The sequence below is a fragment of the Nocardioides secundeburneus genome, assembly GCF_039939255.1.
Lineage (GTDB): Bacteria > Actinomycetota > Actinomycetes > Propionibacteriales > Nocardioidaceae > Nocardioides.
Genome location: NZ_JBDUUE010000006.1, coordinates 168,532 through 193,370 on the forward strand (window position 1 = coordinate 168,532; position 24,839 = coordinate 193,370).

General features: G+C 72.2%; 13 protein-coding genes. 4 read left to right on the forward strand and 9 right to left on the reverse strand.

Annotated features, from left to right (window positions below):
- Positions 1–18 precede the first annotated feature (18 nt).
- Complete coding sequence (locus ABFT23_RS17195; protein WP_347897365.1) at positions 19–4,563, forward strand: ATP-dependent helicase; 4,545 nt, start codon at positions 19–21, stop codon at positions 4,561–4,563.
- Positions 4,550–5,341, forward strand: a complete 792-nt coding sequence (locus ABFT23_RS17200) for a DNA-formamidopyrimidine glycosylase family protein (protein ID WP_347897367.1) — start codon at positions 4,550–4,552, stop codon at positions 5,339–5,341. Before ABFT23_RS17195 ends, ABFT23_RS17200 begins: the two co-directional genes overlap by 14 nt.
- 5 nt (positions 5,342–5,346) lie before the next feature.
- On the opposite strand, the gene ABFT23_RS17205 is transcribed toward ABFT23_RS17200, so the two are convergent.
- The 7 genes from ABFT23_RS17205 to ABFT23_RS17235 form a co-directional block, all read right to left on the reverse strand.
- On the reverse strand, positions 5,347–5,649 hold the full coding sequence (locus tag ABFT23_RS17205) for a helix-turn-helix domain-containing protein (RefSeq protein WP_347897369.1): 303 nt from the start codon (positions 5,647–5,649) through the stop codon (positions 5,347–5,349).
- Positions 5,650–5,699: 50 nt separating this feature from the next.
- Positions 5,700–6,203 carry a CinA family protein gene (locus tag ABFT23_RS17210; protein ID WP_347897371.1) on the reverse strand — a complete coding sequence of 168 codons (504 nt, stop codon included), beginning with the start codon at positions 6,201–6,203 and terminating at the stop codon, positions 5,700–5,702.
- 133 nt (positions 6,204–6,336) lie between these two features.
- The gene (locus ABFT23_RS17215) at positions 6,337–11,997 is read right to left on the reverse strand and encodes an ExeM/NucH family extracellular endonuclease (protein ID WP_347897373.1); all 5,661 of its coding nucleotides are present in this window, start codon (positions 11,995–11,997) and stop codon (positions 6,337–6,339) included.
- 128 nt (positions 11,998–12,125) lie between these two features.
- On the reverse strand, positions 12,126–12,731 hold the full coding sequence (gene pgsA, locus ABFT23_RS17220) for a CDP-diacylglycerol--glycerol-3-phosphate 3-phosphatidyltransferase (RefSeq protein WP_347897375.1): 606 nt from the start codon (positions 12,729–12,731) through the stop codon (positions 12,126–12,128).
- A complete protein-coding gene (gene rimO, locus ABFT23_RS17225) occupies positions 12,728–14,161 on the reverse strand; it encodes a 30S ribosomal protein S12 methylthiotransferase RimO (protein ID WP_347897377.1) in 1,434 nt (477 codons plus the stop codon). The genes pgsA and rimO overlap by 4 nt, the downstream gene beginning before the upstream one ends.
- A gap of 61 nt (positions 14,162–14,222) precedes the next feature.
- Positions 14,223–15,734 carry a helix-turn-helix domain-containing protein gene (locus ABFT23_RS17230; protein WP_347897379.1) on the reverse strand — a complete coding sequence of 504 codons (1,512 nt, stop codon included), beginning with the start codon at positions 15,732–15,734 and terminating at the stop codon, positions 14,223–14,225.
- Entirely contained in the window at positions 15,731–18,484 is a 2,754-nt protein-coding gene (locus ABFT23_RS17235) for an FtsK/SpoIIIE family DNA translocase (protein WP_347897381.1), read from the reverse strand. Before ABFT23_RS17235 ends, ABFT23_RS17230 begins: the two co-directional genes overlap by 4 nt.
- Before the next feature lie 233 nt (positions 18,485–18,717).
- On the opposite strand from ABFT23_RS17235, the gene ABFT23_RS17240 reads away from it, so the two are divergent.
- Complete coding sequence (locus ABFT23_RS17240; RefSeq protein WP_347897383.1) at positions 18,718–21,888, forward strand: M4 family metallopeptidase; 3,171 nt, start codon at positions 18,718–18,720, stop codon at positions 21,886–21,888.
- Positions 21,889–21,978: 90 nt separating this feature from the next.
- Here the strand turns inward: ABFT23_RS17240 and ABFT23_RS17245 are convergent, their stop codons facing one another.
- Together ABFT23_RS17245 and ABFT23_RS17250 are read right to left on the reverse strand one after the other, a co-directional pair.
- A complete protein-coding gene (locus ABFT23_RS17245) occupies positions 21,979–22,881 on the reverse strand; it encodes a M56 family metallopeptidase (RefSeq protein ID WP_347897384.1) in 903 nt (300 codons plus the stop codon).
- Positions 22,878–23,279, reverse strand: a complete 402-nt coding sequence (locus ABFT23_RS17250; protein ID WP_347897386.1) for a BlaI/MecI/CopY family transcriptional regulator — start codon at positions 23,277–23,279, stop codon at positions 22,878–22,880. Before ABFT23_RS17250 ends, ABFT23_RS17245 begins: the two co-directional genes overlap by 4 nt.
- 100 nt (positions 23,280–23,379) lie before the next feature.
- On the opposite strand from ABFT23_RS17250, the gene ABFT23_RS17255 reads away from it, so the two are divergent.
- The gene (locus tag ABFT23_RS17255) at positions 23,380–24,822 is read left to right on the forward strand and encodes a cytochrome ubiquinol oxidase subunit I (protein WP_347897388.1); all 1,443 of its coding nucleotides are present in this window, start codon (positions 23,380–23,382) and stop codon (positions 24,820–24,822) included.
- Positions 24,823–24,839 lie beyond the last annotated feature (17 nt).

Below are 24,839 nucleotides of genomic sequence, written 5' to 3' on the forward strand. Positions count from 1 at the left end.
GTAGGCAAGACTGACGAGGTGCCCGAGAAGTCCTCCACCCCCGACCCGCTGGCGACGTTCAGCGAGCCCACGCGCACCTGGTTCCGCGCGGCGTTCGCTGCGCCCACGCCGGCGCAGGCCGGGGCGTGGGCGGCGATCGGCGCGGGCCGCAACGCGCTGGTCGTGGCGCCCACGGGGTCGGGCAAGACGCTCAGCGCGTTCCTGTGGTCGATCGACCGGCTGCTGTCGGCCACCGAGCAGCCGGAGAAGAAGCAGCGCACGCGCGTGCTCTACATCAGCCCGCTCAAGGCGCTCGGCGTCGACGTCGAGCGCAACCTGCGTGCCCCGCTCACCGGCATCCGGCACACGGCCGACCGGCTGGGGGTCACGGTGCCCGAGGTGACGGTCGGCGTCCGGTCGGGCGACACCGCCGCGGCCGACCGGCGCAAGCTGAGCACCGCGCCGCCCGACATCCTCATCACCACCCCCGAGTCGCTGTTCCTGATGCTCACCAGCCAGGCGCGCGACTCCCTGCGCTCCGTCGACACGGTCATCGTCGACGAGGTGCACGCCGTCGCCGGCTCCAAGCGCGGCGCCCACCTCGCCCTCAGCCTCGAACGCCTCGACGCGCTGCTCGAGCGACCGGTGCAGCGCGTGGGGCTCTCCGCGACCGTGCGGCCGCTCGACGAGGTGGCGCGCTTCCTCGGCGGCGCCGCACCGGTCGACATCGTCGCCCCACCGGCGTCGAAGAGCTGGGACCTCGAGGTCGTCGTGCCGGTCGAGGACATGACGGCGCCCGACGGCGCCGTCGACGTCGATGCCGACGACGCCGCCGACGACGGCCGCACCGGCAGCATCTGGCCGCACGTCGAGGAGTCCGTGGTCGACCTCATCGAGCGGCACACCTCGACCATCGTGTTCGCCAACTCCCGTCGGCTCGCCGAGCGGCTCACGGCCCGGCTCAACGAGATCGCGACCACGCGGGCCGAGGCCGCCCTGCCCGAGGGCGACGGCCCGCCCGCCGAGGTGATGGCGCAGAGCGGGGCGAGCAAGGGCGCCGAGACGGTCATCGCCAAGGCGCACCACGGCTCGGTGAGCAAGGAGCAGCGGGCCCTCATCGAAGACGACCTCAAGCGCGGGCGCCTGCCCGCGGTGGTGGCGACCAGCAGCCTCGAGCTCGGCATCGACATGGGCGCGGTCGACCTCGTCGTCCAGATCGAGTCGCCGCCGTCGGTGGCGAGCGCGCTGCAGCGCGTCGGCCGGGCCGGGCACCAGGTCGGCGAGACCTCGCGCGGCGTGCTCTACCCCAAGCACCGCGGCGACCTCGCGCAGACCGCGGTCGCCGTCCAGCGCATGCGCACCGGCGGCATCGAGGCCCTGCGCATCCCCGCCAACCCGCTCGACGTGCTCGCCCAGCAGGTCGTCGCATCCTGCGCGCTCGACCCCGTCGACGTCGACGAGCTCTACGCGCTCGTCCGGCGCGCCGCGCCCTTCGCCCAGCTGCCGCGCTCGGCCTTCGACGCCACGCTCGACCTGCTCGCCGGGCGCTACCCCAGCGACGAGTTCGCCGAGCTGCGCCCCCGCATCGTCTGGGACCGCGTCACCGGCACGCTCACCGGGCGTCCCGGCGCGCAGCGGCTCGCGGTCACCAGCGGCGGCACGATCCCCGACCGCGGGTTGTTCGGCGTCTTCCTCGCCGGCGGCGAGGGCCCGGGCAAGCGGGTCGGCGAGCTCGACGAGGAGATGGTCTACGAGTCGCGCGTCGGCGACATCTTCGCCCTCGGCGCCACCAGCTGGCGCATCGAGGACATCACCCACGACCGCGTCATCGTCACGCCGGCGCCGGGCATCCCCGGGCGTCTGCCGTTCTGGAAGGGCGACACGCTCGGGCGCCCGGCCGAGCTCGGCGCGGCCATCGGCGAGTACACCCGCGAGCTCGCCGCGCTGCCCCGCGCGAAGGCCGAGCAGCGCGCCCGCGACGACGGGCTCGACACCTGGGCGGCCGGCAACCTCGTCGGCTACCTGCACGAGCAGGTCGAGGCCACGCGGGTGCTGCCGAGCGACACCACGCTGCTCGTCGAGCGGTTCCGCGACGAGCTCGGCGACTGGCGGCTCGTCGTCCACTCGCCGTTCGGGGTGCCGGTGCACGCGCCGTGGGCGCTGGCCATCAACGCCCGGCTGCGCGAGCGCTACGGCGTCGACGGCCAGGCGCTGGCCTCCGACGACGGCATCGTCATCCGCATCCCCGACACCGACGCCGAGCCGCCCACCGGCGAGCTGATCGTGTTCGAGGCCGACGAGGTCGAGCAGCTGGTCACCCAGGAGGTCGGCGGCTCGGCCCTGTTCGCCTCGCGCTTCCGCGAGTGCGCGGCCCGCGCCCTGCTGCTCCCGCGCCGCGACCCCGGACGCCGCTCGCCGCTGTGGCAGCAGCGCCAGCGAGCCGCGGCCCTGCTCGAGGTCGCGTCGAAGTACCCCTCGTTCCCCATCGTGCTCGAGGCCGTGCGCGAGGTCCTCCAAGACGTCTACGACCTGCCGGCGCTGCTGACGCTCATGCGCGCGGTCGACCGGCGCGAGGTCGCGGTCACCGACGTCGCCACCCAGACTCCCTCGCCCTACGCACGCAGCCTGCTGTTCGGCTACGTGGCCCAGTTCGTCTACGAGGGCGACTCCCCCATCGCCGAGCGGCGCGCCGCCGCGCTCTCGCTCGACCAGGGCCTGCTGGCCGAGCTGCTCGGGCGCGCCGAGCTGCGCGAGCTGCTCGACCCCGACGTGCTCGTCGAGGTCGAGGCCGAGCTCCAACATCTCGCACCCGACCGACGGGCCCGCGACGCCGAGGGCGCGGTCGACCTGCTCCGTCTCCTCGGCCCGCAGTCCACGGCCGAGGTGCGCGAGCGGGCCGTCGACGGCGCCGACGTCGACCACTGGCTCGAGGCCCTCTCCGCCGCCCGTCGCGTCGTCCAGGTGCGCATGGCCGGGGTCGAGCGCTGGGCCGTCGTCGAAGACGTCGGCCGACTGCGCGACGGCCTCGGTGTCCCGGTGCCGCCGGGCACCCCCGACGTGTTCGCCGAGCCGGTCGACGACCCGCTCGCCGACCTCGTCGCGCGGTTCGCGCGCACCCACGGCCCCTTCACCACCGACGACGTCGCCGAGCGCCTCGGGCTCGGTGCGGCCGTCGTCCGGCACACGCTGCAGCGTCTCGCCGCCGACGGGCGCGTGCTCGACGGTGAGTTCCGACCCGCGGGCTCGGGCTCGGAGTGGTGCGACGCCGAGGTGCTGCGCCGCCTCCGCCGGCGATCGCTCGCCCGGCTCCGCCAGGAGGTCGAGCCGGTCGAGCCGGCCGCGCTCGGGCGCTTCCTCGGGGCGTGGCAGCACGTCACGGGCAAGGGCCTGCGTGGGGTCGACGGCCTCGTCACCGCCGTCGAGCAGCTGGCCGGGGCACCGGTGCCGGCCTCGGGGCTCGAGTCGTTGATCCTGGCGGCGCGCGTGCGCGACTACGAGCCGTCCTACCTCGACGAGCTCACGACGTCCGGTGAGGTGCTGTGGGCCGGTCACTCGGCGCTGCCCGGCAATGACGGCTGGGTCTCGCTCCACCTCGCCGACCAGGCTCACCTGACGCTCCCCCCGCCGGCACCCTTCGAGCCGGGCGAGCTGCAGGAGGCCGTGCTCGCCGCGCTCGACGGCGGCGGCGCCTGGTTCTTCCACCAGCTCGCACAGCGGGTCCGCGACACCGTCGGCAAGGCATCCCTGCAGGACAAGACGATCAGCGCGGCCCTGTGGGAGCTGGTCTGGGCCGGCCGCGTCGGCAACGACACCCTCGCTCCCCTGCGTGCCCTCGTCGGCGGTGGCCGCACCACGCACCGCTCGCGTCGTCCGGCCCCCCGTCCCGGGCGCGTGGCCCGCACCGGCCCGCCCGAGACGGCCGGGCGCTGGTCGGCACTACCGACCGTCGACACCGACCCCACCCGCCGCGCGCACGCCACCGGTGAGCGCATGCTCGAGCGCCACGGCGTCGTCATCCGCGGCGCCGTGGTGAGCGAGCGCCCGCCCGGCGGGTTCGCCGCGGTCTACAAGGTGCTCTCTGCCTTCGAGGACTCCGGGCGGTGCCGTCGCGGCTACTTCGTCGACGGACTCGGTGCGGCCCAGTTCGGCACCGCCGGCTCGATCGACCGGTTGCGCACCTTCAGCGAGGTCCCGGTCGACACGAAGCCGACCGCGCAGGCGCTCGCGGCCACCGATCCGGCCAACCCGTTCGGCGCGGCGCTGCCCTGGCCCGACTCCGGTGGTGGTCATCGGCCCGGCCGTAAGGCCGGCGCGGTCGTCGTGCTCGTCGACGGCGCCCTCGCGCTCTACGTCGAGCGCGGCGGCCGCACGCTGCTCACCTGGACCGACGAGCCCGACGTCCTGCACCCCGCCGCCGAGGCGCTCGCCGAGACCGCCCGCCGGGGTGCGCTCGGCCGCCTCACCGTCGAGAAGGCCGACGGCGCCGCGATCCTCGGAGGCGGCACCACGCCGCTGCGCGAGGCGCTCGGTGCCGCAGGCTTCGTCGCCACCCCGCAGGGGCTGAGGCTACGTGCCCGAGGGTGACACCGTCTTCCGGGCGGCCCGGCTGCTCGATCGGTACCTGAGCGGGCACGAGCTGGTCGCCACCGACTTCCGGGTGCCGCAGCACGCCACCACCGACCTGGCCGGTGGCACCGTCGTCCGCACGGTCTCACGAGGCAAGCACCTGCTCACCCGCATCGACCACGAGACCGGCGCCTTCACCCTGCACACCCACCTCAAGATGGAGGGGGCCTGGCGGGTGCTCGGTCGTCACGACCGCTGGCCCCGAGGGGCCCACCGTGCCCGCGTCGTGCTGACCACGGCCGACCACCAGGCCGTCGGCTTCTCGCTCGGCATCGTCGAGCTGCTGCCGACCGCCGACGAGGAGTCGGTCGTCGGGCACCTCGGCCCCGACCTGCTCGGGCCTGACTGGGACGAGGACGCCGCCCTCGAGCGCCTGCTCGCCGACCCCGGTCGACCACTCGTCGAGGCGCTGCTCGACCAGCGCAACCTGGCGGGCATCGGCAACATGTACGCCGCCGAGCTCGCCTTCGTCTCCGGCCTGCACCCGCTGGCACCGGTGGGTGAGGCCACGGGCCTGCGGCGGCTGCTCCGCCGGGCGAAGCAGATGCTCGAGCTCAACAAGGAGCGTGCGGTGCAGTCGACCACCGGCAACCTGCGCGAGCGTGAGCGGATGTGGGTCTACCGGCGCGACCGATCGCCGTGCCGGCGCTGCGGCACCCCGGTCCGGGTCGCAATGCGAGGTCCGGCCGAGCGGGAGCGGGCGACGTACTGGTGCCCGACCTGCCAGCCGAGGTAGGGCCGTCAGGCAGCCGGCGCGACCTCGGACGCCGTGGGTCGCACCGCGATGGGCGTCGTGAGCGCGAGCGCGGCCTCCTCGAGCGCCACCGCGTCGGAGACCTCGCGGAGCACCTCGGACAACGGCGCGTCGAGGGCACCGCAGAGCGAGGCGAGGAGCTCGGAGGAGGCTTCCTTCTGACCGCGCTCGATCTCGGAGATGTAGCCCAGGCTCACCCGGGCCTCCGCCGACACCTCGCGGAGCGTGAGGCCGCGCTGCACGCGTCGGTCTCGGAGCACGTCGCCGAGCAGGCGTCGGAACAGCACCATCGCGATCTCCTGGCGTCGGGTGGACAGGTGTGACAGGTGTGGGCGCAACGCTACCGGAGTCCTGTTTCTTCCGCGGGGGTGATCACCGACGCGAGTGCGGCCAGTGCCTCGGTGCACGTGCTCGCGACGATCTGCTCGCGTCGTCCGGAGAGCTCGAGCGCCAGGGTGGGTCCGCCGTGAGGCCCGTCGACGGCGACGAACACGGTGCCGACCGGCTTGCCCTCCTGCTCGCTCGGACCGGCCACCCCGGTGGTGGCGACGCCGTAGGTCGCGCCGGTCAGCAGGCGCACGCCGCGGGCCATGGCGGCCGCGCACGCCGCCGACACCACGCCGTGCTCGGCCACCACCTCGGGCGGTACTCCGAGGAGACGGACCTTGACCTCGCTCGCGTAGGCGACGACGCCACCCATGAAGACCTCCGACGCCCCGGGGACGGCGGTGATCGCCGCGGCCAGCCGTCCACCGGTGAGTGACTCTGCGGTCGCGAGGGTGCTGGAGGCTTCCCGGAGCGACTGTTGCACCCGCTGCGGGAGGTCGGCGTCCGGATTGGCCACGTAGTCGATCCAACCACGGGAACGGCTGCCGCCGGGGAACGACGGACGGCCCGCCGACCCGGTCCTGAGACCGGGCCGACGGGCCGTCACTGTGCGGTCAAGCCGCCGTGGTCGGTTGCACCGTCACACGGTGCTACCGCTTCACCTTGATGGTGACCGTCCGGACGGCGGCCTGCACCTTGGCGTTGCCCAGGTAAGTCACACGCACGGTGGTGTTCTTGCCCAGCTTGGGCAGCTGGAACTGCGCCGTGCCGTTGGCGGCGACGTTGCGCGTCACGGTGCGACCGTTGAACTGGAACCGCACCGGGCCGGCCACGGGCACGTTGGTCGCCGAGACCGCGACGCGCACCGTGGGACGGGCGTTCTTCTTCACCGTCTTGGGTGCGGTGACTCGGACGACCGGCGCCTGCTTGGTGACGCGTACCGACAGGCCGGCGGCCGCAGCCTTCGCCGACTCGTCACCCAGGTAGACAGCCACCAGGGGGAACGTGCCGACCGTCGGGTACGGGCCGAGGTTGACGACGGCGTTGCCCGCCGCGTTGATCGTGCCGGCACCGATGACGACCGAGCCGTAGCGGATCTGGACGGTCCCGGACGGCTGGTAGCCGTCCGCGCGGACGGCCACGACGATGCGCGTCGTGCCCTTGCCGACCTCGACGACCGCCGGGACGATCGACGTCGCGATGCGCGTCGCCGCCTTCACCACGGTGACGTCGACCGTGCCCTCGCTGGCCGCGAAGCCGGTGTCGCCGGCGTAGGCGATCTTCAGCTCGTGGTCGCCGACGGCCAGGGCCCGCGCCGGGATGGCGATGGTGGCCTTGCCGTCGGTCAGCGTGCCCGTGCCGAGGGTGGTGTCACCGTCGCTCAGCGTGACCGTGCCGGTGGGCGCGGCGTCACCGCTGGCCGGCGTCACCGTGACCTCGACCGAGCCGGCCTGGCCGTACACGACGTCGGCGGCAGTGCCGGTGACCGTGGTCTCGACCACCGGTGCAGCCGTCACCGTGATCGGCACCTGGACCTCGGTGCCGGTGGTGGCGCCCTTGACCAGAAGCTCGTGCGCGCCGCCCGGCAGGGTCGCCGGCAGGGTGACCGTGACGGCGGCGGTTCCGACCTCGTCGAAGCCCGGCAGCGCGGTCTGCTTCGTGGTGGTGACCGGGAAGCTGCCCGGCAGGTCGGTGCCATCGATGCTGACCGTGACCGCGGAGTCGGTGGTGTCGCCCGGGCCGGTCATCGACAGCGACGACAGGTCGAAGGTCACCGACGAGCCGGCCGGGTAGGTCTCCGGTGCGTCGGCCGGGAAGGTCACGCCGACGGCGCGCTGGCTGTAGTCGACCGGGACGGCGCCCTGCTGGGCGTCGAAGTAGTCGACCTGTGCCTGCAGGTCGGTCACGCCGGTGTCCTGCTTGCGCCCCGTGCCGTTGAGCGCGGTGAAGTTGTCACCGCCACTGGCCAGGAACGAGTTCACCGTCACCGAGTAGGTCGTCGTCAGCGAGACCGGCTCGCCGTCGAGGTACATGCCGGTGATGCGCGAGCCGGCCGCAGCGCTCGGGTCGTAGGTGTAGCTGAACCCCTTGCTGATGCCGAGCTTGAGGAACGGCCGCGAGGCGCCGGTCGGCTGCCACTGCTGCTCGAGGGCCTCCTTGATCTTCGCACCCGTGAGGTCCATGTTGACCAGCGTGTTGGCGAACGGCTGGACGTTCGCGGCCTGCTTGAAGGTCACGTCGCGCGAGGCGTCCGTGCCGTTGCCGACGAGGTCGGCCCGCAGCCCGCCCGGGTTCATGAACGCGATCTGCGCGCTACCCGTCGTCGCGGACTCGGTCTGGGTCTTCTGGATCTCGGCCACGAGGTTGCTCAGGGTCGACTCGCCACCGCGGTTCTCGGTGGTGCCGTCGGCCAGCTTCGCGCGGTTGAAGGCGCCGCCGATCTGACCCACGACCTCGGCACCGAGCACCTCGGCCCGAGCGACTGCTGCATCGACGATCGCCTTCGTCGGCTGGTCGACCGGGTAGTTCGCCGTCTGGCCCGTCTTCAGCGGCAGGAGCGCCTGCGTCTTGGCCTGAACGGTGCCGGTGGCCGGGTCGACGGAGAAGTTGATCTTGTTGAGGTTCGAGCCGTACTGGCCGGCCGAGACCACCGGGCGCTCCTTGACGGGGCGGTCAGCCCACGTCGTGACCGGCAGCGAGCAGTTGTAGGACAGGTGCGTGTGACCCGACACGATCGCGTCGACGTTCGTGTTCACGCCCGCGGTGATCTTGCCGAAGTCGGACGTCGTGTCAGCCGTGATGGTCGCGCAGTCGGCCGACGCCGCGCCCTCGTGGACGAGGAGCACGACGACGTCGGCGCCCTCGGCCTTGAGCTCGTCGGCCGCCGCGTTGGTGGCTGCGACGATGTCGGTGGCCTCGATGTCCGCGATGCCCGCCGGAGCGACCAGCTCGTCGAGGTGCTCGGTCACCGCACCCACGTAGCCGACCTGGATGCCGCCCTGGTCCTTGATCCACGAGCCCTCGAGCGCCGGGTTGTTGGTGCCCTTGAACTTCACGTTCGCGCCTAGGTACTGCCACTCGGCGCCGCCGTTGGGGTTGGTCTGAGCGTCGTACGGAGCCATTACCCGGTCGGTCAGGTCGTCGTAGCCCTTGTCGAACTCGTGGTTGCCCACGGCCGAGACGTCGAGACCGGCCTCGTTGAGGACGTCGATGGTCGGCTTGTCGTCGGCGATGAACGACTCGAACGTCGAGGCACCGATCAGGTCACCGGCCGCCACGAACGACGTCGCGGGGTTGGCAGCCTTGAACTGCTTGACCGCACCCGCCAGCACCGCGGCGCCGGCCGGCGTCCCGCTGCTGTCGTTGGCGATGCGACCGTGGAAGTCGTTCGTCGCCAGGATCTGCACGTCGACCGGGGCAGCCGGGGCGTCACCGGTGTTGATGCCGACGATCTCCGGGTTGTGGTCGGAGGCGCGGAACGGACCGGGGGCGTAGAGGTCGGTGACGTTGTAGTTGTAGCGGCTGTACTCGTAGTACACCGACTCGTAGCCGTTGGTGGTCCACACGTCGACACCCGACACGGCGTCGGCAGCGGCCTCGTTCGCGAAGACGTGGTCGAGCGAGCCGACCTGGCCGTCGAAGTTGTAGCTGCGCTTGTTCGGGTCGGTGGTGGCGTCGAGGTTGGTGTAGCCGGCGGCCTCGATGGCCTGGACCGGGTCCTCGAACGAGTAGGCGTTGAAGTCGCCGGTCAGGAAGACCTTCTCGACCCCGCGCGAGTCCGCGAACGTGTCGGCGAAGGCCACGAGGGCGTTGGCCTGGTTGACCCGGTCGGGGTTGGCCAGGCCCTGGCCGGTGCCGTCGTCGGTGCCGGAGCCCTTCGACTTGAAGTGGTTGACGATGACGGCGAAGCCGTCGGCGTCGGCGTCACCGGTGGCCTTGAAGGCCTGGGCGAACGGCTCGCGCGCGTTGCTGAACGGCGCCGAGTCGACGAGGATCTGCGACCCGCCGACGAGCTGGACGGTGCTGGGGTCGTAGATGATCGCGTTGCGGATCACGTCCTCCTCGGACGCCTGAGGCAGCGTCGCCGGCGAGGCGACGAAGGCCCACCGCGGCGTCGTGCCACCGGCGGCGGCGTTGAGGGCGTTGACAAGGGTCGAGACCGCAGCGTCGCGATTGCCGCCGGCGCCGGTGACGACGCGGGAGTTCTCGATCTCCTCCAGGGTGACGATGTCAGCGTCGAGCTTGTTGATCGAGTCGACGATCTTGTCCTGCTGACGCTTGAGGTTCGCCGCGTCCCAGGCACCGCGCGGGCCGTTGCCCGGGCAGGTGTTGACGGTGACCCCGTTGCCCTGGCGGTCGTTGTAGCGGGTGCAGGTGCCACCGGTGTAGGTCGCGCCGAGGGTCGGGAAGTAGTTCAGGACGTTGAACGTGGCGAGCTTGACGTCGCCACCGACCTCGGCCGGGGCGGCCGGGCGGTCCTGCTCGATGGTCACGCCGGCGGGCACGCCGGTGACCTGGGCCTGGGGCTGGAGACGCCAGGCGCTGAAGGAATAGGTCAGCACCTGCGGCTGCACGAAATCGATGTTCGCGCCCACGCGGACGGTGTGGTCGGCCGTGAAGTACGGGAACGGCATGCCGGTGTTGGCAGCGGTCTGGTAGTTCGTGGTCGAGCCGTCGTCGAGCAGGATGCGGTGGGCGTTGTTGTAGGCCACCCGGGCGTTGATGGCGGCGGTGTCCAGCGCGTCGACGACGTCGGTGGGAGTGAACAGGGGCAGGTCGCTGTGAGCGGCCAGGCCGATCTCGCCGAACATGGCCGAGCTGTTCGAGCCACCGGTGTAGGCCGAGCCGTCGTAGACGTCGGTGACGGTGTAGTCGGCGGTCGGGAGGAACGCCTCGCTCTCAACCTTCTCGCGGGCCGCGTTGATCTCGGCGGTGCTCGGGCACGAGCCGAGCTGGCAGTCAGCGCCGGGGATCGTGGTCTTGAACACCGGGTCCGGGAGCGGCGTCGCGAGCGCGGTGATGCCGGCCGGGGTAGCGGTGATCTGCGTGACGGTGTTGAACTCGTTGGCCGTGCCGGTGACCCGCACCGAGGCGCCGACCGCCGGCGTCGAGGTGCCGAAGCCGGTGGTGCCGCCGTAGACGAAGATGCCGTCGGAGGCGTCGGGCGTCGTGTCAGGACCGCCGGTCTGCAGGTAGAAGCCGTTCAGGCCACCGGTCGGGTAGGCCGCGGTGACGACGCCCTCGGTCGTGACCTGCTGGCCGGCATACGGCGTCATGTCGCCGGTGCCCTGGATCTCGGCAATCGACAGGGTCGCGCCGGGCGCGGTCACCACGATGTTGAACGTGGTGCTCGACGTCGCGGCGGCGCTGTCGGTGACGGTTGCCGTCACGGCGGTGGTGCCCGCGGTGGTCGGCGTGCCGGAGATGGTGTTGCCGGTCAGCGTCAGGCCGGCCGGCAGCGGGGCCGCGGTCCACGTGTACGGAGCCGTGCCACCGGTGGCGGCCAGCGGCAGTGAGAACGCCGTACCGACCACGCCGGACTGGTTGCCGGGGCTGGTCGCGGCGAGCTGGCCGCCGGGCTCGGCGCCCCCGCCGTTCGAGGCGCCCGGCGATGGGGCCTGGGCGCTGAAGTCGGCGGCGTTGGCGTCGGTGTCGGTGCTCGCGCCGGAGCGCCCCAGGCTCTGGGTCACCGAGTTGCCGCTCGCGGCCGTGCCCTCGGGAGTGTTGCTGTTGCCGTAGCCGAGCTTGTCGACGACCGCGGCAGAGCTCGACGGGTCGACGCCCGACGTGCCCTGCACCAGGGTCACGGTGCCGCCGCCACCACCGGGGTTGATGCCGGTCGAGGTCTGCCCGGGCGAAGCCGGCACCTCAGCGCCGGTATTCGGGCTGTTCGAGCCGCCGACCACGACGTAGTAGCCGTTGGCCGGGATGGTGCCGGTCAGTGCCGCCACGCCGGTTGAGTTCCCGGTGCTGCCCGGGGCGCGGTACTGGACCGACATGCCGCTCAGGTTGACAGGGGAGCTGGTGAGGTTGCGCAGCTCGACGAACTTGCTGCGGAAGGCTGCGCCGGTCGAGCCGCCGTTGACGTAGACCTCGTTGATCACGACGGTCGTACTGGCGGCAGATGCCGGGGCGGCGGTGAAGCCGAGTGCGAGAGGTGACGCGACGAGACCGGCGACGAGCGTGCCGATCAGTCCGCGTCGCCGGGTGGCGTGCGAAGACACAGAGAAAGCCCTTCGAGGGACGACAACAACGGGAACGTGCGGGTCATCGGCGCCGTCGCGTGGGGTTGGGCCGATGCCGGAGCACACCGAGATCGCGCTCCGAAAGTAAAGAGACCTTAACGCGTCCTGAGAGTGGTCTCGGCCAACTCCGCGAACATTCAGGAAAACTCACGGCATCGAATCGGCAATCCTGTTGCATGGATGCAACAAACGTTTCAGCCCGAGCGGCGCTGGCGACGGTAGTCGCGGAAGAACTCGTAGCCCGACCACAGCGTCATGACCACCGCGCCGGCGAGCAGCACCTGGGCGAGGTAGAACAGCACGTCGCCGGGCACGTCGAGCCAGCCGTCGAGCTGGCGGCCGGGCAGGGTCAGGCCGCCGAGGGCGAAGACCTGCAGCATCGTCTTGATCTTGCCGCTCTGCGCGGCCGCGATGACGACGTCCTTGGCCACCGACAGGCGCAGCAGCGTGACCGACCACTCCCGGGTCAGGACGACGATGGTCACGATCCACCAGATGTCGCCGACGATCGACAGGGCGATGAACGCCATGCCCGTCATCAGCTTGTCGGCGATGGGGTCGGCGATCTTGCCGAAGTCGGTCACCAGACCGCGCGAGCGGGCGATGTCGCCGTCGATCTTGTCGGTGATCATCGCGATCGCGAACACGACGTAGGCCAGGCAGCGCCACAGCACCGAGTCGTGGTCGTGGCCGAGCAGGAACCAGCCGTAGACGGGCACCAGCACGATGCGCAGCGACGTCAGCGCGTTGGGCAGGTTCCAGTTGCTGACGGCGGGTGGCCCTGCCGCGGCGCCGCTCACCGCGCCGGCCCCGTGGGCCGGGCGACGAGGTCGACCCCGTCGGAGCCGGTGACCACCGCCGGCACGAGGTCGCCGACGGCGAAGGCACCCTCGCTCAGCGTCGTGGTGCCGTCGACCTCGGGCCCCTGGAAGTCGGTGCGCCCCTCGGCCAGGCCGTCGTCGTCGGTGCTCTCGACGAGCACCGAGACGGTCTCGCCGATGCGCTCCTCGGCGCGCTGGGCGGTGAGCTGCTCGACGAGCGTCGAGACGTGCTGGGTGCGGGCCCAGACCTCGTCGTCGTCGAGCTTGTCGGTGAAGGACGCCGCCTCGGTGCCGTCCTCGTCGGAGTAGCCGAACACGCCGGTGACGTCGAGCCGGGCGGCCTCGAGGAAGTCGCACAGCGTCTGCAGGTCGTCGTCGGTCTCGCCGGGGAAGCCGACGATCACGTTGCACCGGACGCCGGCCAGGGGCGCGTGCGCGCGGACCTGGTCGAGCAGCGCCAGGAAGCTGTCGGGGTCGCCGAAGCGACGCATGCGGCGCAGCACCGTCGCGCTGGCGTGCTGGAACGACAGGTCGAAGTAGGGGGTGACGCCGGGCGTGGTCGCGATGGCCTCGATCAGGCCGGGTCGCGTCTCGGCCGGTTGCAGGTAGGAGACCCGGACACGGTCGACGCCGTCGATCGCGGTCAGCTCGGGCAGCATCGTCTCGAGCAGGCGCAGGTCGCCGAGGTCCTTGCCGTAGGACGTGGAGTTCTCCGAGACCAGGAACAGCTCGCGCACCCCCTCGCCCGCCAGCCACTGGGCCTCGTGCAGCACGTCGGAGGGCCGGCGGCTCACGAACCGGCCGCGGAAGCTCGGGATCGCGCAGAACGTGCACCGGCGGTCGCACCCGCTGGCCAGCTTGAGGGGGGCCATCGGTCCGGACTCGAGCCGCGCCCGCGGTGTCGCCTCGACCAAGGGCGCAGCCTGGCGCTCAGCGGGACTGATCGGCAGCAGCAGCCGGCGATCGGACGGCGTGTGCGGGTGGTGGGTCTCCCCCGCCACGATGGAGCGCAGGCGGCCGGAGATGTCGGCGTAGTCGTCGAAGCCGAGCACCGCGTCGGCCTCGGGCAGCGACTCGGCGAGATCCTTTCCGTAGCGCTCGGCCATGCAGCCGACGGCGACGACGGCCTGGGCGCGCCCACCGTGCTCGACCTTGAGGTCGGCGGCCTCGAGCAGCGCGTCGACGCTGTCCTTCTTGGCCTGCTCGACGAAGCCGCAGGTGTTGACCACCACGGTGTCGGCCTCGGCGGGGTCGTCGACGAGCCGGAACCCGTCGGCGGCCAGGCGGCCGGCGAGCTCCTCGGAGTCGACCTCGTTGCGCGCACACCCCAGGGTGAGCATCGCGACGGTGAGCGGGTCGGCGCTCGGGGGGCCCGCGGGCGCGGTGGGCGTGGCGTCGGTCGTCGTCATGGCTACCTTCGAGTATGACGCGAACCGGCCGGTCGGCCGGAATCGGCGCCCGAGCGTGTGGCTAGCGCACCACGTAGGTGCGCTGGGCCGCGTTGCCCGTGGAGCCCATCGCGCCCTGGTCGGCGCCGTCGACGGTGACCGTGAGCCCGCCGTCGGTCGAGCTGATCCGCACGGGCGGGACGGCGTCGACCTTCGCGGTCTGGTTGAAGGCGACGTTCTCGTCGAAGACGACCTTCTGGTTGGCGTCGCGCACCACCACGCGGGCACCGCCGGTCGCGGCGGTGAAGGAGACCGGGACGCGCTCGGTCGAGGCACCGGCCAGCTGGGCGCGACCGCCGGGCGACCCGTTGAGCACGGGTTGGTCGGAGACCGTGGCGGGGGCGTCCATCAGCAGCCGCGCCAGCGACCACACCAGGACGGCGGCCATCACCGCGGCCACCAGCACCGACCAGTTGAGCCGGCCACGGGTGCCGTGGATCGCGCCGCCGGACGTCGTGGCGAGCTCGGCCTCGAACACGCGACGCGGGTCGATCGGGGCGTCGGCGTAGCGCTCGTCGTAGTCGGCGAGCAGCGGCTCGACGTCGACGCCGAGGATGCGGGCCAGCGTGCGCAGGTGGCCGCGGGCGTAGAAGTCGCCGCCGCACGGGCCGAAGTCGTCGAGCTCGATCGACTCGATCACGTGAGGCCGGATGCGGGTGCGCTCGGCGAGCTGGTCGACCGTCAGGCCGACGCGCTGGCGGGCGGCCGCGAGCACGGGCCCGACGACCGGGTCGACCGGCGTCGCGGGCACGTCGTCGGCGGCGATGACGATGGTCGAGGTGGTGGACGGGTCGGAGGCGACGGCGGCGAGCGCGATGACCTCGGTCTCGTCGGCCGTCTCGCGCGGGGCGCGATGCGCCTTCTCGAGCACGACCTCCTGACGTCGAGCAGGCGCGAGCTCGCGCTCGACGTCCGGGACGGCGGGCACGTGCGGCTCGACGGGCTCGACCGCCTCGACCGGCTCGGGCTCGACGACCGTCGTCCGGCCCTCGCTGAGGTCGAGCAGCGCGTCACCGAGCTCGTGCCAGTCGGAGCCGGTCAGGCGCGTCGAGAGAGACAGCCGGACGGCGAGCACCTGCTCGTCGACGTCGACGACCGCGAGCGAGCCGTCGCCGAGCAGCGAGGTGCGCGGCTGGTGCTCCATACGGTCGACGTCGTCCCAGGCGACCCCACGCCAGGTGCGACCACGCCGCACCCGGACACCCTGGTGGTCGATGACCACGAGCGGCGCCCGTGCGTCGGCGAAAGCGGCCAGGAAGACGGCCGCGATGACCGCGACGACCAGGCCCAGCGCGGCGTCGAGCACCGACCCGCCGGTGCCGACGGCTCGGAACAGGTAGGCGACCGCGACGACGGCGGCGGTGCCGCCGATCAGCGCGAGCAGGGGCGCGTCGCGACGGACCTCGACGGTGTCGTCGTACGGCTCGTCGGGCAGGGCCTCGTCGGACGAGAATTCATCGGACAGGACGTCGTCGGGATCGACGTCGTCGTGGCGGTCGGCGTCGTGCTGCGGGTTCGAGAGATCGGTGCTCACTGCTCCCCCTGGATGGTGACGATGACGGCATCGAGCTCGTCGGGCTTGACGAGCACGTCACGGGCCTTGGATCCCTCGCTCGGCCCGACCACTCCCCTGCTCTCCATGATGTCCATGAGCCGTCCGGCCTTGGCGAAGCCCACGCGCAGCTTGCGCTGCAGCATCGAGGTCGAGCCGAACTGGGTGGAGACCACCAGCTCGATGGCCTGGACGACGAGGTCGAGGTCGTCGCCGATGTCGTCGTCGAGCACCTTGTCGCTCTTGGCGGGGGCGGTGACGTCCTCGACGTAGGTCGGCTCGAGCTGCGACTTGCAGTGCTTGACGACCTGGGCGATCTCGGCCTCGGTGACCCAGGCGCCCTGCACGCGGATGGGCTTGGAGGAGCCCATCGGCAGGAAGAGCCCGTCGCCCTGGCCGACCAGCTTCTCGGCGCCGGGCTGGTCGAGGATGACGCGGCTGTCGGCGAGCGACGACGTCGCGAACGCCAGGCGCGAGGGCACGTTGGCCTTGATGAGGCCGGTGACGACGTCGACCGAGGGCCGCTGCGTGGCCAGCACCAGGTGGATGCCGGCCGCACGCGCGAGCTGGGTGATGCGGACGACGGCGTCCTCGACGTCGCGCGGGGCGACCATCATCAGGTCGGCGAGCTCGTCGACGATCACCAGCAGGTAGGGGTAGGGCGTGAGCACGCGCTCGCTGCCCGGCGGCACCTCGACCTTGCCGGCCCGCACGGCCTTGTTGAAGTCGTCGATGTGCCGGAACCCGAAGTTGGCGAGGTCGTCGTAGCGCAGGTCCATCTCGCGCACGACCCACTGCAGGGCCTCGGAGGCCTTCTTGGGGTTGGTGATGATCGGGGTGATCAGGTGCGGCACGCCCTCGTAGGCGTTGAGCTCGACCCTCTTGGGGTCGACCATGATCATCCGGACCTCGTCGGGCGTGGAGCGCATCAGCACCGAGGTGATCATCGAGTTGATGAAGCTCGACTTGCCGGAGCCGGTGGCGCCGGCGACCAGCAGGTGCGGCATCTTCGCCAGGTTCGCGACCACGAAGCCGCCCTCGACGTCCTTGCCGAGGCCGGCCACCATCGGGTGGTGGTTGGCCCGGGCGGTCTCGGAGCGCAGGACGTCGCCGAGGCTGACGATCTCCTTGTCGGTGTTGGGGATCTCGACGCCGACGGCCGACTTGCCGGGGATCGGGCTGAGGATGCGGACGTCGGCGGAGGCCACGGCGTAGGAGATGTTCTTCTGGATGCCGGTGATCTTCTCGACCTTGACCGCGGGCCCGAGCTCGACGACGTAGCGGGTGACGGTGGGGCCGCGGGTGTAGCCGGTGACCCGGGCGTCGATGTTGAACTCGTCGAGCACCTGGGTGAGGCGGTCGACGATCTCGTCGCTCGCCGCTGAGCGGGCCTTGTGCGGCGAGCCCTCCTTGAGCACGGCGTTGCCGGGCAGGGAGTAGACGACGTCGCCGGAGAGCGCGAGCTGCTCCATGCGGGGCTCGATCGGCGTGTGCGGGGGCGGCTCGATCTCGTCGTCCGCGACCGGCTCGGGCCGCCGGGTGGCCGCCGTGGTCGCCGTCGCCGCCGGACGACGCTCGCCCGGCCTGGGCCCGTCGTGCCCTGCCTCGGGGGCCGCGTCGTGGGCGAGCGCGACGTCGAGCGCGTCGCCGTCGAGGTCCGCGGGTGCGTCGACGGGCGAGAAGGCGTCGAAGACCTCGGTCTCGGGGCCGGTCTCGGGGCCGGTCTCGGCGAGCGCCGGCTGCTGGACCTTCTTGCGGCGGCGCTTGGTGACCTCGCGGTCCTCCAGCACCGGGGTGTCGTAGGCCGGGTCGCCCATCTCGGGGTCGATCTCGTCGTCGTAGGCGTGGTGGTCGTCGTCGACGGGCGGGCGGCCGAGAGCGAAGTCGACGAGGTCGCGCACCTTCTCCGGCACCCGGTAGATGGGCGTGGCAGTGATGACGAGCAGGCCGAAGAAGGCGACCAGCACGAGCAACGGGACGACGACGGCCTCCGACTGCAGCAGGTCGAGCAGCAGCGAGGAGATGACGTAGCCGACCGCGCCGCCGCCCTCGCGGAGCGGGGTCGTGTCGCCCTCGACGGGCTGCGGGTTGCCGGAGGCGACGTGGACGACGCCGAGGATGCCGAGGAACAGCGCCGTCCAGCCGACGGCCTGGCGACCGGCGGGGCCCTGCTCGACGGGGTGGCGCATGAGGCGCCAGCCCGCCCAGACCAGGGCGAGCGGCACGAGCCAGCCGACCTTGCCGACCGAGCCGACGACGGCGGTGCGGGCGAGGTCCATGACCCCGCCGGGAGAGGCGAACCAGACCGCCGCGCCGACGACGACGGCGAGGCCCACGAGGAACAGGCCCGCGCCGTCGCGGCGGTGCTCGGGCTCGAGGTCACGGGCGCTGCGTCCGACGCCGCGGATGGCGGCCCCGACGCCGTGGGCGATCGCGAGCCACACCGTGGTGAGGCCGCGGAGGAGCGCGAGCGCGGTGGTGGCGACCGGTCCGGTGCCGTTGCGCACCGCCCGCGGGGCCGGTCGGGCGGCCGGCTTGCGCGCCGGACCCTTCGTGGCCGGCTTGCGGGCTGCGGGCTTGCGGGAGCTCGCGGTCTTCTGGGTGGTCTTCCGTGCGTTCCGGGGTGCTGGACCCGACCTGGCCTGTCCGCTGCTGGTCTTGCTGGTCTGCTTGCTGCGGGAGGACGTGTTCGAGCTGCGCGACCCCGGCGGGGAAGACGTACGGGTCGCCATGCCACCAAACCTAGGCGATCGCCACATCAGGCCCAGGGACCACAGCAGTGCGTGTCGTCCCCATGCGCCACGGGAGCACCAGGCGCCCCGGGCATGACCGGACCGGAACGGAACCCTCCGGCGGCCCGCCCACCGCACCTGGTGGCCATCCGGTCGAGAGCGCCCTAGGGTGCCAACGCGGCGCGTTTGCTCGGCAGTCGCCCGCCATTCATCCACTCGGGAGGGTTCGACACGTGAAATTCCTCAAGACAGGGCTGTGCCTGGCCGTGGGAGCGTCGACGCTGACGTTCGCCGTCACCGGCACGCCCTCCTCCGCCGACGAGGCCGCCGCCAAGCCGGCCGCGGCCGCCACGTCGGTGACCTCGAAGATGCGTGCGGCGGCCGACGGCACCGTGCGCATCAGCAAGGACCAGGCCTCCGGCAAGGTCGGCTTCGTGGGCGCACGGGGCGGCGACGACGCCGACCTGCTGCCCGGCGTCCGGGCCACCGACGCCGCCTCCGCCGCCGCCAAGGTCGAGAGCTACCTCGAGCGGTTCGGCACCGCCTTCGGCGTCGGCGCGGCCCAGCTGGTCCGCACCGGCACGATCGCCGACCGCTACGGCTGGGTCGTGAGCTTCGAGCAGCGCTACCGGGGCGTGCCGGTCTTCGGCGGCACCGTGAAGGCCAGCGTCGACGACGCCGGCGACCTGCGCGCCGTCAGCGCCTTCGCCGCGCCCGACCTCGCCGACGGCGTCGACCTGACGCCGTCCAAGACCGCGGCCGAGGCCGCTGAGCGGGCCGTCTCGCTCGTACGCTCCGACCCGCCCACCGGCGACGACGGCCGGGCCGCCGACACCACGGGCATCACGGCCGTCTCCCCCGAGCTCGTGCTCTACCGCACCGGCGCGCTGCGCGGCGTCGACGGGCCCACCGTGCTCGCCTACGTCGTCGAGGTCACCAACCGCGACAACGTCCGCGACATGGTCGTCGTCGACGCCCACACCAACAAGCCGGTCAACCGCTGGTCGACCATCCACGCCGCGCTCGAGCGCGAGCTCTACGAGGAGAGCCCCAAGCCGGCCGACCTCGTCTGGTCCGAGGGCGAGCCGACCGACGAGCTCAACGAGGACCAGAAGAACCTCGTCGACTCCGCCGGCGAGTCCTACTGGATGTTCGAGAACACCTTCGCCCGTGACTCCTACGACGGCGACGGCGCGACGATGAAGACGGTCAACAACGACCCGACCATCAGCTGCCCCAACGCCAACTGGAACGGCAACACCACCAACTACTGCGACGGCGTCACCTCCGACGACGTCGTCAGCCACGAGTGGGGCCACGCCTACACCGAGTACACCTCCGGCCTGATCTACCAGTACCAGCCGGGCGCGCTCAACGAGTCCTACTCCGACGTCTGGGGCGAGACCCTCGACATGGTCAACGGCCGCGAGGACGAGGACGAGGAGTTCGCGACCCTGCGCGAGGAGGGCGAGTGCGGCGACGCCGCACCCCCGGGCCTGGAGTTCGAGATCACCGCACCGGCCACCGCCGCGGGGCCCTGCTTCGCGATCGCCGCCACCGGCGCCAAGCCCTTCACCACCACGGCCGTCACCGCCGACCTCGTCGTCGGCACCGACCCGGCCGACGCGGCGGGCCCGAGCACCACCGACGGCTGCACCGCCTACACCAACGCCGCCGCCGTGAGCGGCAAGTGGGTCTTCGTCGACCGCGGCACCTGCACCTTCGCGGCCAAGATCGCCATCGCCAAGGCCGCCGGCGCCACTGGCCTCGTCATCGGCAACAACAACGCCGACATCCCGGCCGGCTTCACCGGCGACGCCACGATGTACGGCGCCATGGTCGGCCAGGCCGACGGCGACCGCATCAAGGCCGCCGGCACCGTGTCGGTCTCGGTCACCGCCGAGGACGTCACCGACCGCCAGGTCACCACCCGCTGGCTGATGGGCGAGAAGTCCACGGCGTTCGGTGGCGCCATCCGCGACATGTGGAGCCCCACCTGCTACGGCGACCCGGGCAAGGTCTCCGACGCCGAGTACAAGTGCGACCCGCTGCTCACCGACTCCGGCGGCGTGCACAGCAACTCCGGCGTGCCCAACCGCGCCTACGCGCTCGTCGTCGACGGCGTCCAGACCGACGACCAGACTGCTCCGGGCCTCGGGCTCGACAAGGCTGCCGCCATCTGGTGGCGCGCTCAGAGCACCTACCTGACGCCGACCTCGAAGTTCGCCGACGCCGCCGACGCGTGGGAGCAGTCGTGCGCCGACCTGGTCGACCAGCCGATCTTCGAGCTCGACACCACGCCGAACGCGACGCCGACCCCGGCGACGCCGATCGCCGCGGCCGACTGCGCGACGGTGACGGCGGCCATCGCCGCCACCGAGATGCGCGCCCCGGCTCCCGAGCGCTGCAACTTCGGCCCGCTGCTCGCGAAGAACACGCCCAGCCTGTGCGGCCCGGGGTTCAAGACCAAGACCGTGTGGTCGGAGAACTTCGAGGACGGCCTCGCCGGCTGGGAGCGCGACCAGGAGCTCACCGACCTCGGTGACTACCAGGGCGGCATCGGTGCCCCGTGGCGCGGCACCGAGTCGGCCCCGGGCGGGCGTCAGGGCGGCGTCGCCTACGGTCCGGCGCCCGACCGCGGTGAGTGCAGCGGCGACGGCGTGTCCGACTTCAGCAGCCGGGACTCGATCATCAGCCCGGTCATCACGATGCCGGCCGGCGCCAACGCCAGGTTCTCCTTCGACCACTACGTGGCCACCGAGGCGGGCTTCGACGGCGGCAACCTGAAGATCAGCGTGAACGAGGGCCGGTTCAACGTCGTGCCGTCGAAGGCCTTCGCCTTCAACCCGAACAACACGACGATGACGACGGTCGACGCCGGCGCCACCAGCCCGCTCGCGGGCCAGGAGGGCTTCTCCGGCACCGACGGTGGCGAGGTCTTCGGCAGCTGGGGCACCTCGATCGTCAACCTGTCGGCGCTCGGCATCAAGCCCGGCAACAAGATCCGGCTGCGCTTCGACATCGGGCGCGACGGCTGCGGCGGCATCGACGGCTGGTACCTCGACAACCTGAGGCTCACCACCTGCGACAAGGTGGCGACGCCGCCGGCCGCGAGCACCACGAAGGCCACCGCGCCCAAGACCAAGCGGTACGGCAAGAACTTCAAGGTCCGCGCCGTCGTGACCAAGAAGGCTGCCGGCAAGACCGTCCCGGCCCAGGGCAAGGTCAAGGTGTTCCTCAAGGGCAAGCAGATCGGCGTCGCGACGTTGAAGAAGAACGGGCGGGCCGCGATCTCGGTCAAGCGCAACATCGGCCCGGGCCGCCTCACCTTGAAGGTGCGCTACTTCGGCAACGGCACGACCAAGAAGAGCTCCGACACGGTGAAGATCCGCATCCGCCGCTGAGCGAGCTGTTCGGCATCGCATCACGCCGAGGCCCCCGTCGGACCTGGTTCCGACGGGGGCCTCGGCTCGTGTCGAGAGCGGGCCGCGGCCTCAGACCAGACCCGCGAGCCAGGGCGCGACGACGAACCCGGTGGGCAGGGCGAGCACGGCGGCGGCCAGCACCAGGACGACGGCGGCCTGCAGGCGGTGCGGGTCGCGGTCGGCGAGCAGGCGCACGCGCGTGACGAGGTCGCCACCGGTGGCGCCGCTGCCGAGCGTCACGCCACTGCCCGGGCCGCCGGCTCGGCTGTCGGCGAGCTCGACCAGGGCGCGGCCCAGGTGGCGCGGGCCGGCGTCGCGGACGGCGGCGCGGTCGGCCAGCACCTCGACCAGCAGCCGCACCTCGGCCAGGGCGGCGGCGCTCGAGACCCACCGCGGGAAGGCGGCGTGCAGGGCGCTGAACGCCTCCAGCACCAGGTCGTGACGGGCGCGCAGGTGCGCGCGCTCGTGGGCGAGGACGGCGTCGAGCTCGACGTCGCTGAGCCGGCCGACCGCGCCGGCCGAGACGACCACGCGCGAGCGCGCCATGCCGGGCACGCAGTAGGCGACCGGGAGGTCGTGGTCGAGCACGAGCACCCGGCTCGACCCGCCGGAGCGGGCGGCGTCGCGCTGGGCGACGAGGTCGACCTGCTCGCGGTGACGACGCCGCAGCGCCCGCAGGCGGGTGCCGATGCGGTGCGCACTGAGCAGGAGGCGACCGAGGACCAGCCCGGTGACCACCAGCGCGACGACGGCGACCACCGTCGAGACGGCGGAGGCGTCGCGCTGCCAGGCCCGGTCGGTGGCCAGCGAGACCCCGGCCCCGAGCGCCGCGAGCACCGCGGCGAGGGCGACGCTCTGCCACAGCAGCATGGCCGCGCGCGGAGTCGTCCGCGTGCGAGGCACCCGGGCGAGCAGGCGCGGCGCCGGCCCGGCGAGCAGCCCGGCCAGGAGGCCGAGCAGGAGCGGCGTCATGAGCCGTCGAGCGCATCGAGGTCGGCGAGCGCTCGCCGCAGCGCGGCGACGTCGTCGGCGCTGGCCTCCTCGACGAACGCCACGAGCGCCGTGGAGCGGTCGTGCTCGGCGAAGTCGTCGAGCGTGTCGCGCATGAGGCCGGCGGTGAGCGCCGCGCGGGACTCGCGAGCGCGGTAGCGGTAGGCGCGACCGTCCTTGGCCTGGACGACGAGGTCCTTGCGGGCCAGGCGGTCCATCACCGTCATCACCGTCGTGTAGGCGATGTCGCGGCTCTCGGACAACGCGGCGTGCACCTCGCGCACCGTGAGGGCCGCGCCGTCGGCGGCCGACCAGAGCTGCTCCATGACGGCGCGCTCGAGGTCGCCGAGCTGGGAGCGGGACGGCTGCGAGGTGGGCATGCCGCCGATTCTACCTACGGCCGGTCGCGTACTACAGTCGGTAGTAACTACTACGCATCGTCGTAGGCCACGCTCGGCCGGACCTCGAGGAGCCACCACCATGGACGTCGTCGACATCGCTCGCTGGCAGTTCGGGATCGTCACCGTCTACCACTTCCTCTTCGTGCCGCTGACGATCGGCCTCACGGCCCTCGTGGCCGGCCTCGAGACGCAGTGGGTGCGCACCCGCAACCCCGAGTACCTCCGGCTCACCAAGTTCTTCGGCAAGCTGCTGCTCATCAACTTCGCCATCGGCGTGGTGACCGGCATCGTGCAGGAGTTCCAGTTCGGGATGAACTGGTCGGACTACTCCCGCTTCGTCGGCGACGTGTTCGGCGCACCGCTGGCGATCGAGGGGCTGCTGGCGTTCTTCCTCGAGTCGACGTTCCTCGGGCTGTGGATCTTCGGCTGGGACAAGCTGCCCCGCCCGCTGCACGCGGCCTGCATGTGGATCGTGCACCTCGGCACGCTGGCCTCGTCGTGGTTCATCCTGGCCGCCAACTCCTGGATGCAGCACCCCGTCGGCTACCGCTACGACGCCGAGACCGGCCGCGCCGAGCTCACCGACTTCGCCGCGGTCATGTTCAACAAGGTGCAGGTCTACACGTTCCCGCACGTGATCGCGGCCGCCTACCTCACCGCCGGTGTCTTCATGGTCGCCGTCGCCGGCTGGCTCTACGTGCGCGACCGCCAGACCGAGGACCGGCCCATGTACCGCCGCGCCGTCCGTATCGGCGCCACCGTCGCGCTCGTCTCGGGCCTCGCCGTCGCGATCAGCGGCGACCTCCAGGGCAAGGTGATGACCGAGGTGCAGCCGATGAAGATGGCCGCCGCCGAGGGCCTCTACGAGACCCAGGAGTCGTGCGCGCCCTTCTCGGTCTTCACCCTCGGCACGCCCGACGGCCGCGAGGAGAAGTTCTCCGTCACCGTGCCCTGCCTGCTCTCGTTCCTCGGCACCGGTTCGTTCGACGGCCGGGTCGAGGGCATCGACGACCTGCGCGAGGCCTACGCCGAGGAGTACGGCCAGGACCCCGGGACGACGTACTACCAGGCCGCCGACTACGTCCCGGTGATCCCGGTGACCTACTGGTCGTTCCGGTTCATGATCGGCCTCGGCATGACCGCCGCCGCCGGCGCCGCGCTCGTGCTCTTCGCGACGCGACGCGGCCGGGCGCCCACCGGGCGCTGGTTCCGGCTGCTGCTGATCGGCCTGCCGCTCGGAGCCCTCGGCGCCAACTCGTTCGGCTGGATCTTCACCGAGATGGGCCGCCAGCCGTGGGTGGTGTTCGGGCTGATGACCACCGACCACGCGGTGTCCCCCGGCGTCTCGGCCGCCGAGGCGATGACCTCGCTCGTCGCCCTGACCTCGCTCTACGCGGTGCTCGCCGTCGTCGAGGTGAAGCTGCTGCTGACGGCGATCCGCCAGGGCGCTGCACCCCACGTCGAGCCGCCCGACCCCGGGCGCGTCCGCGAGGACGACGAGCCGCTCACGTTCGCCTACTGAGTCAGGAACTGGAGACA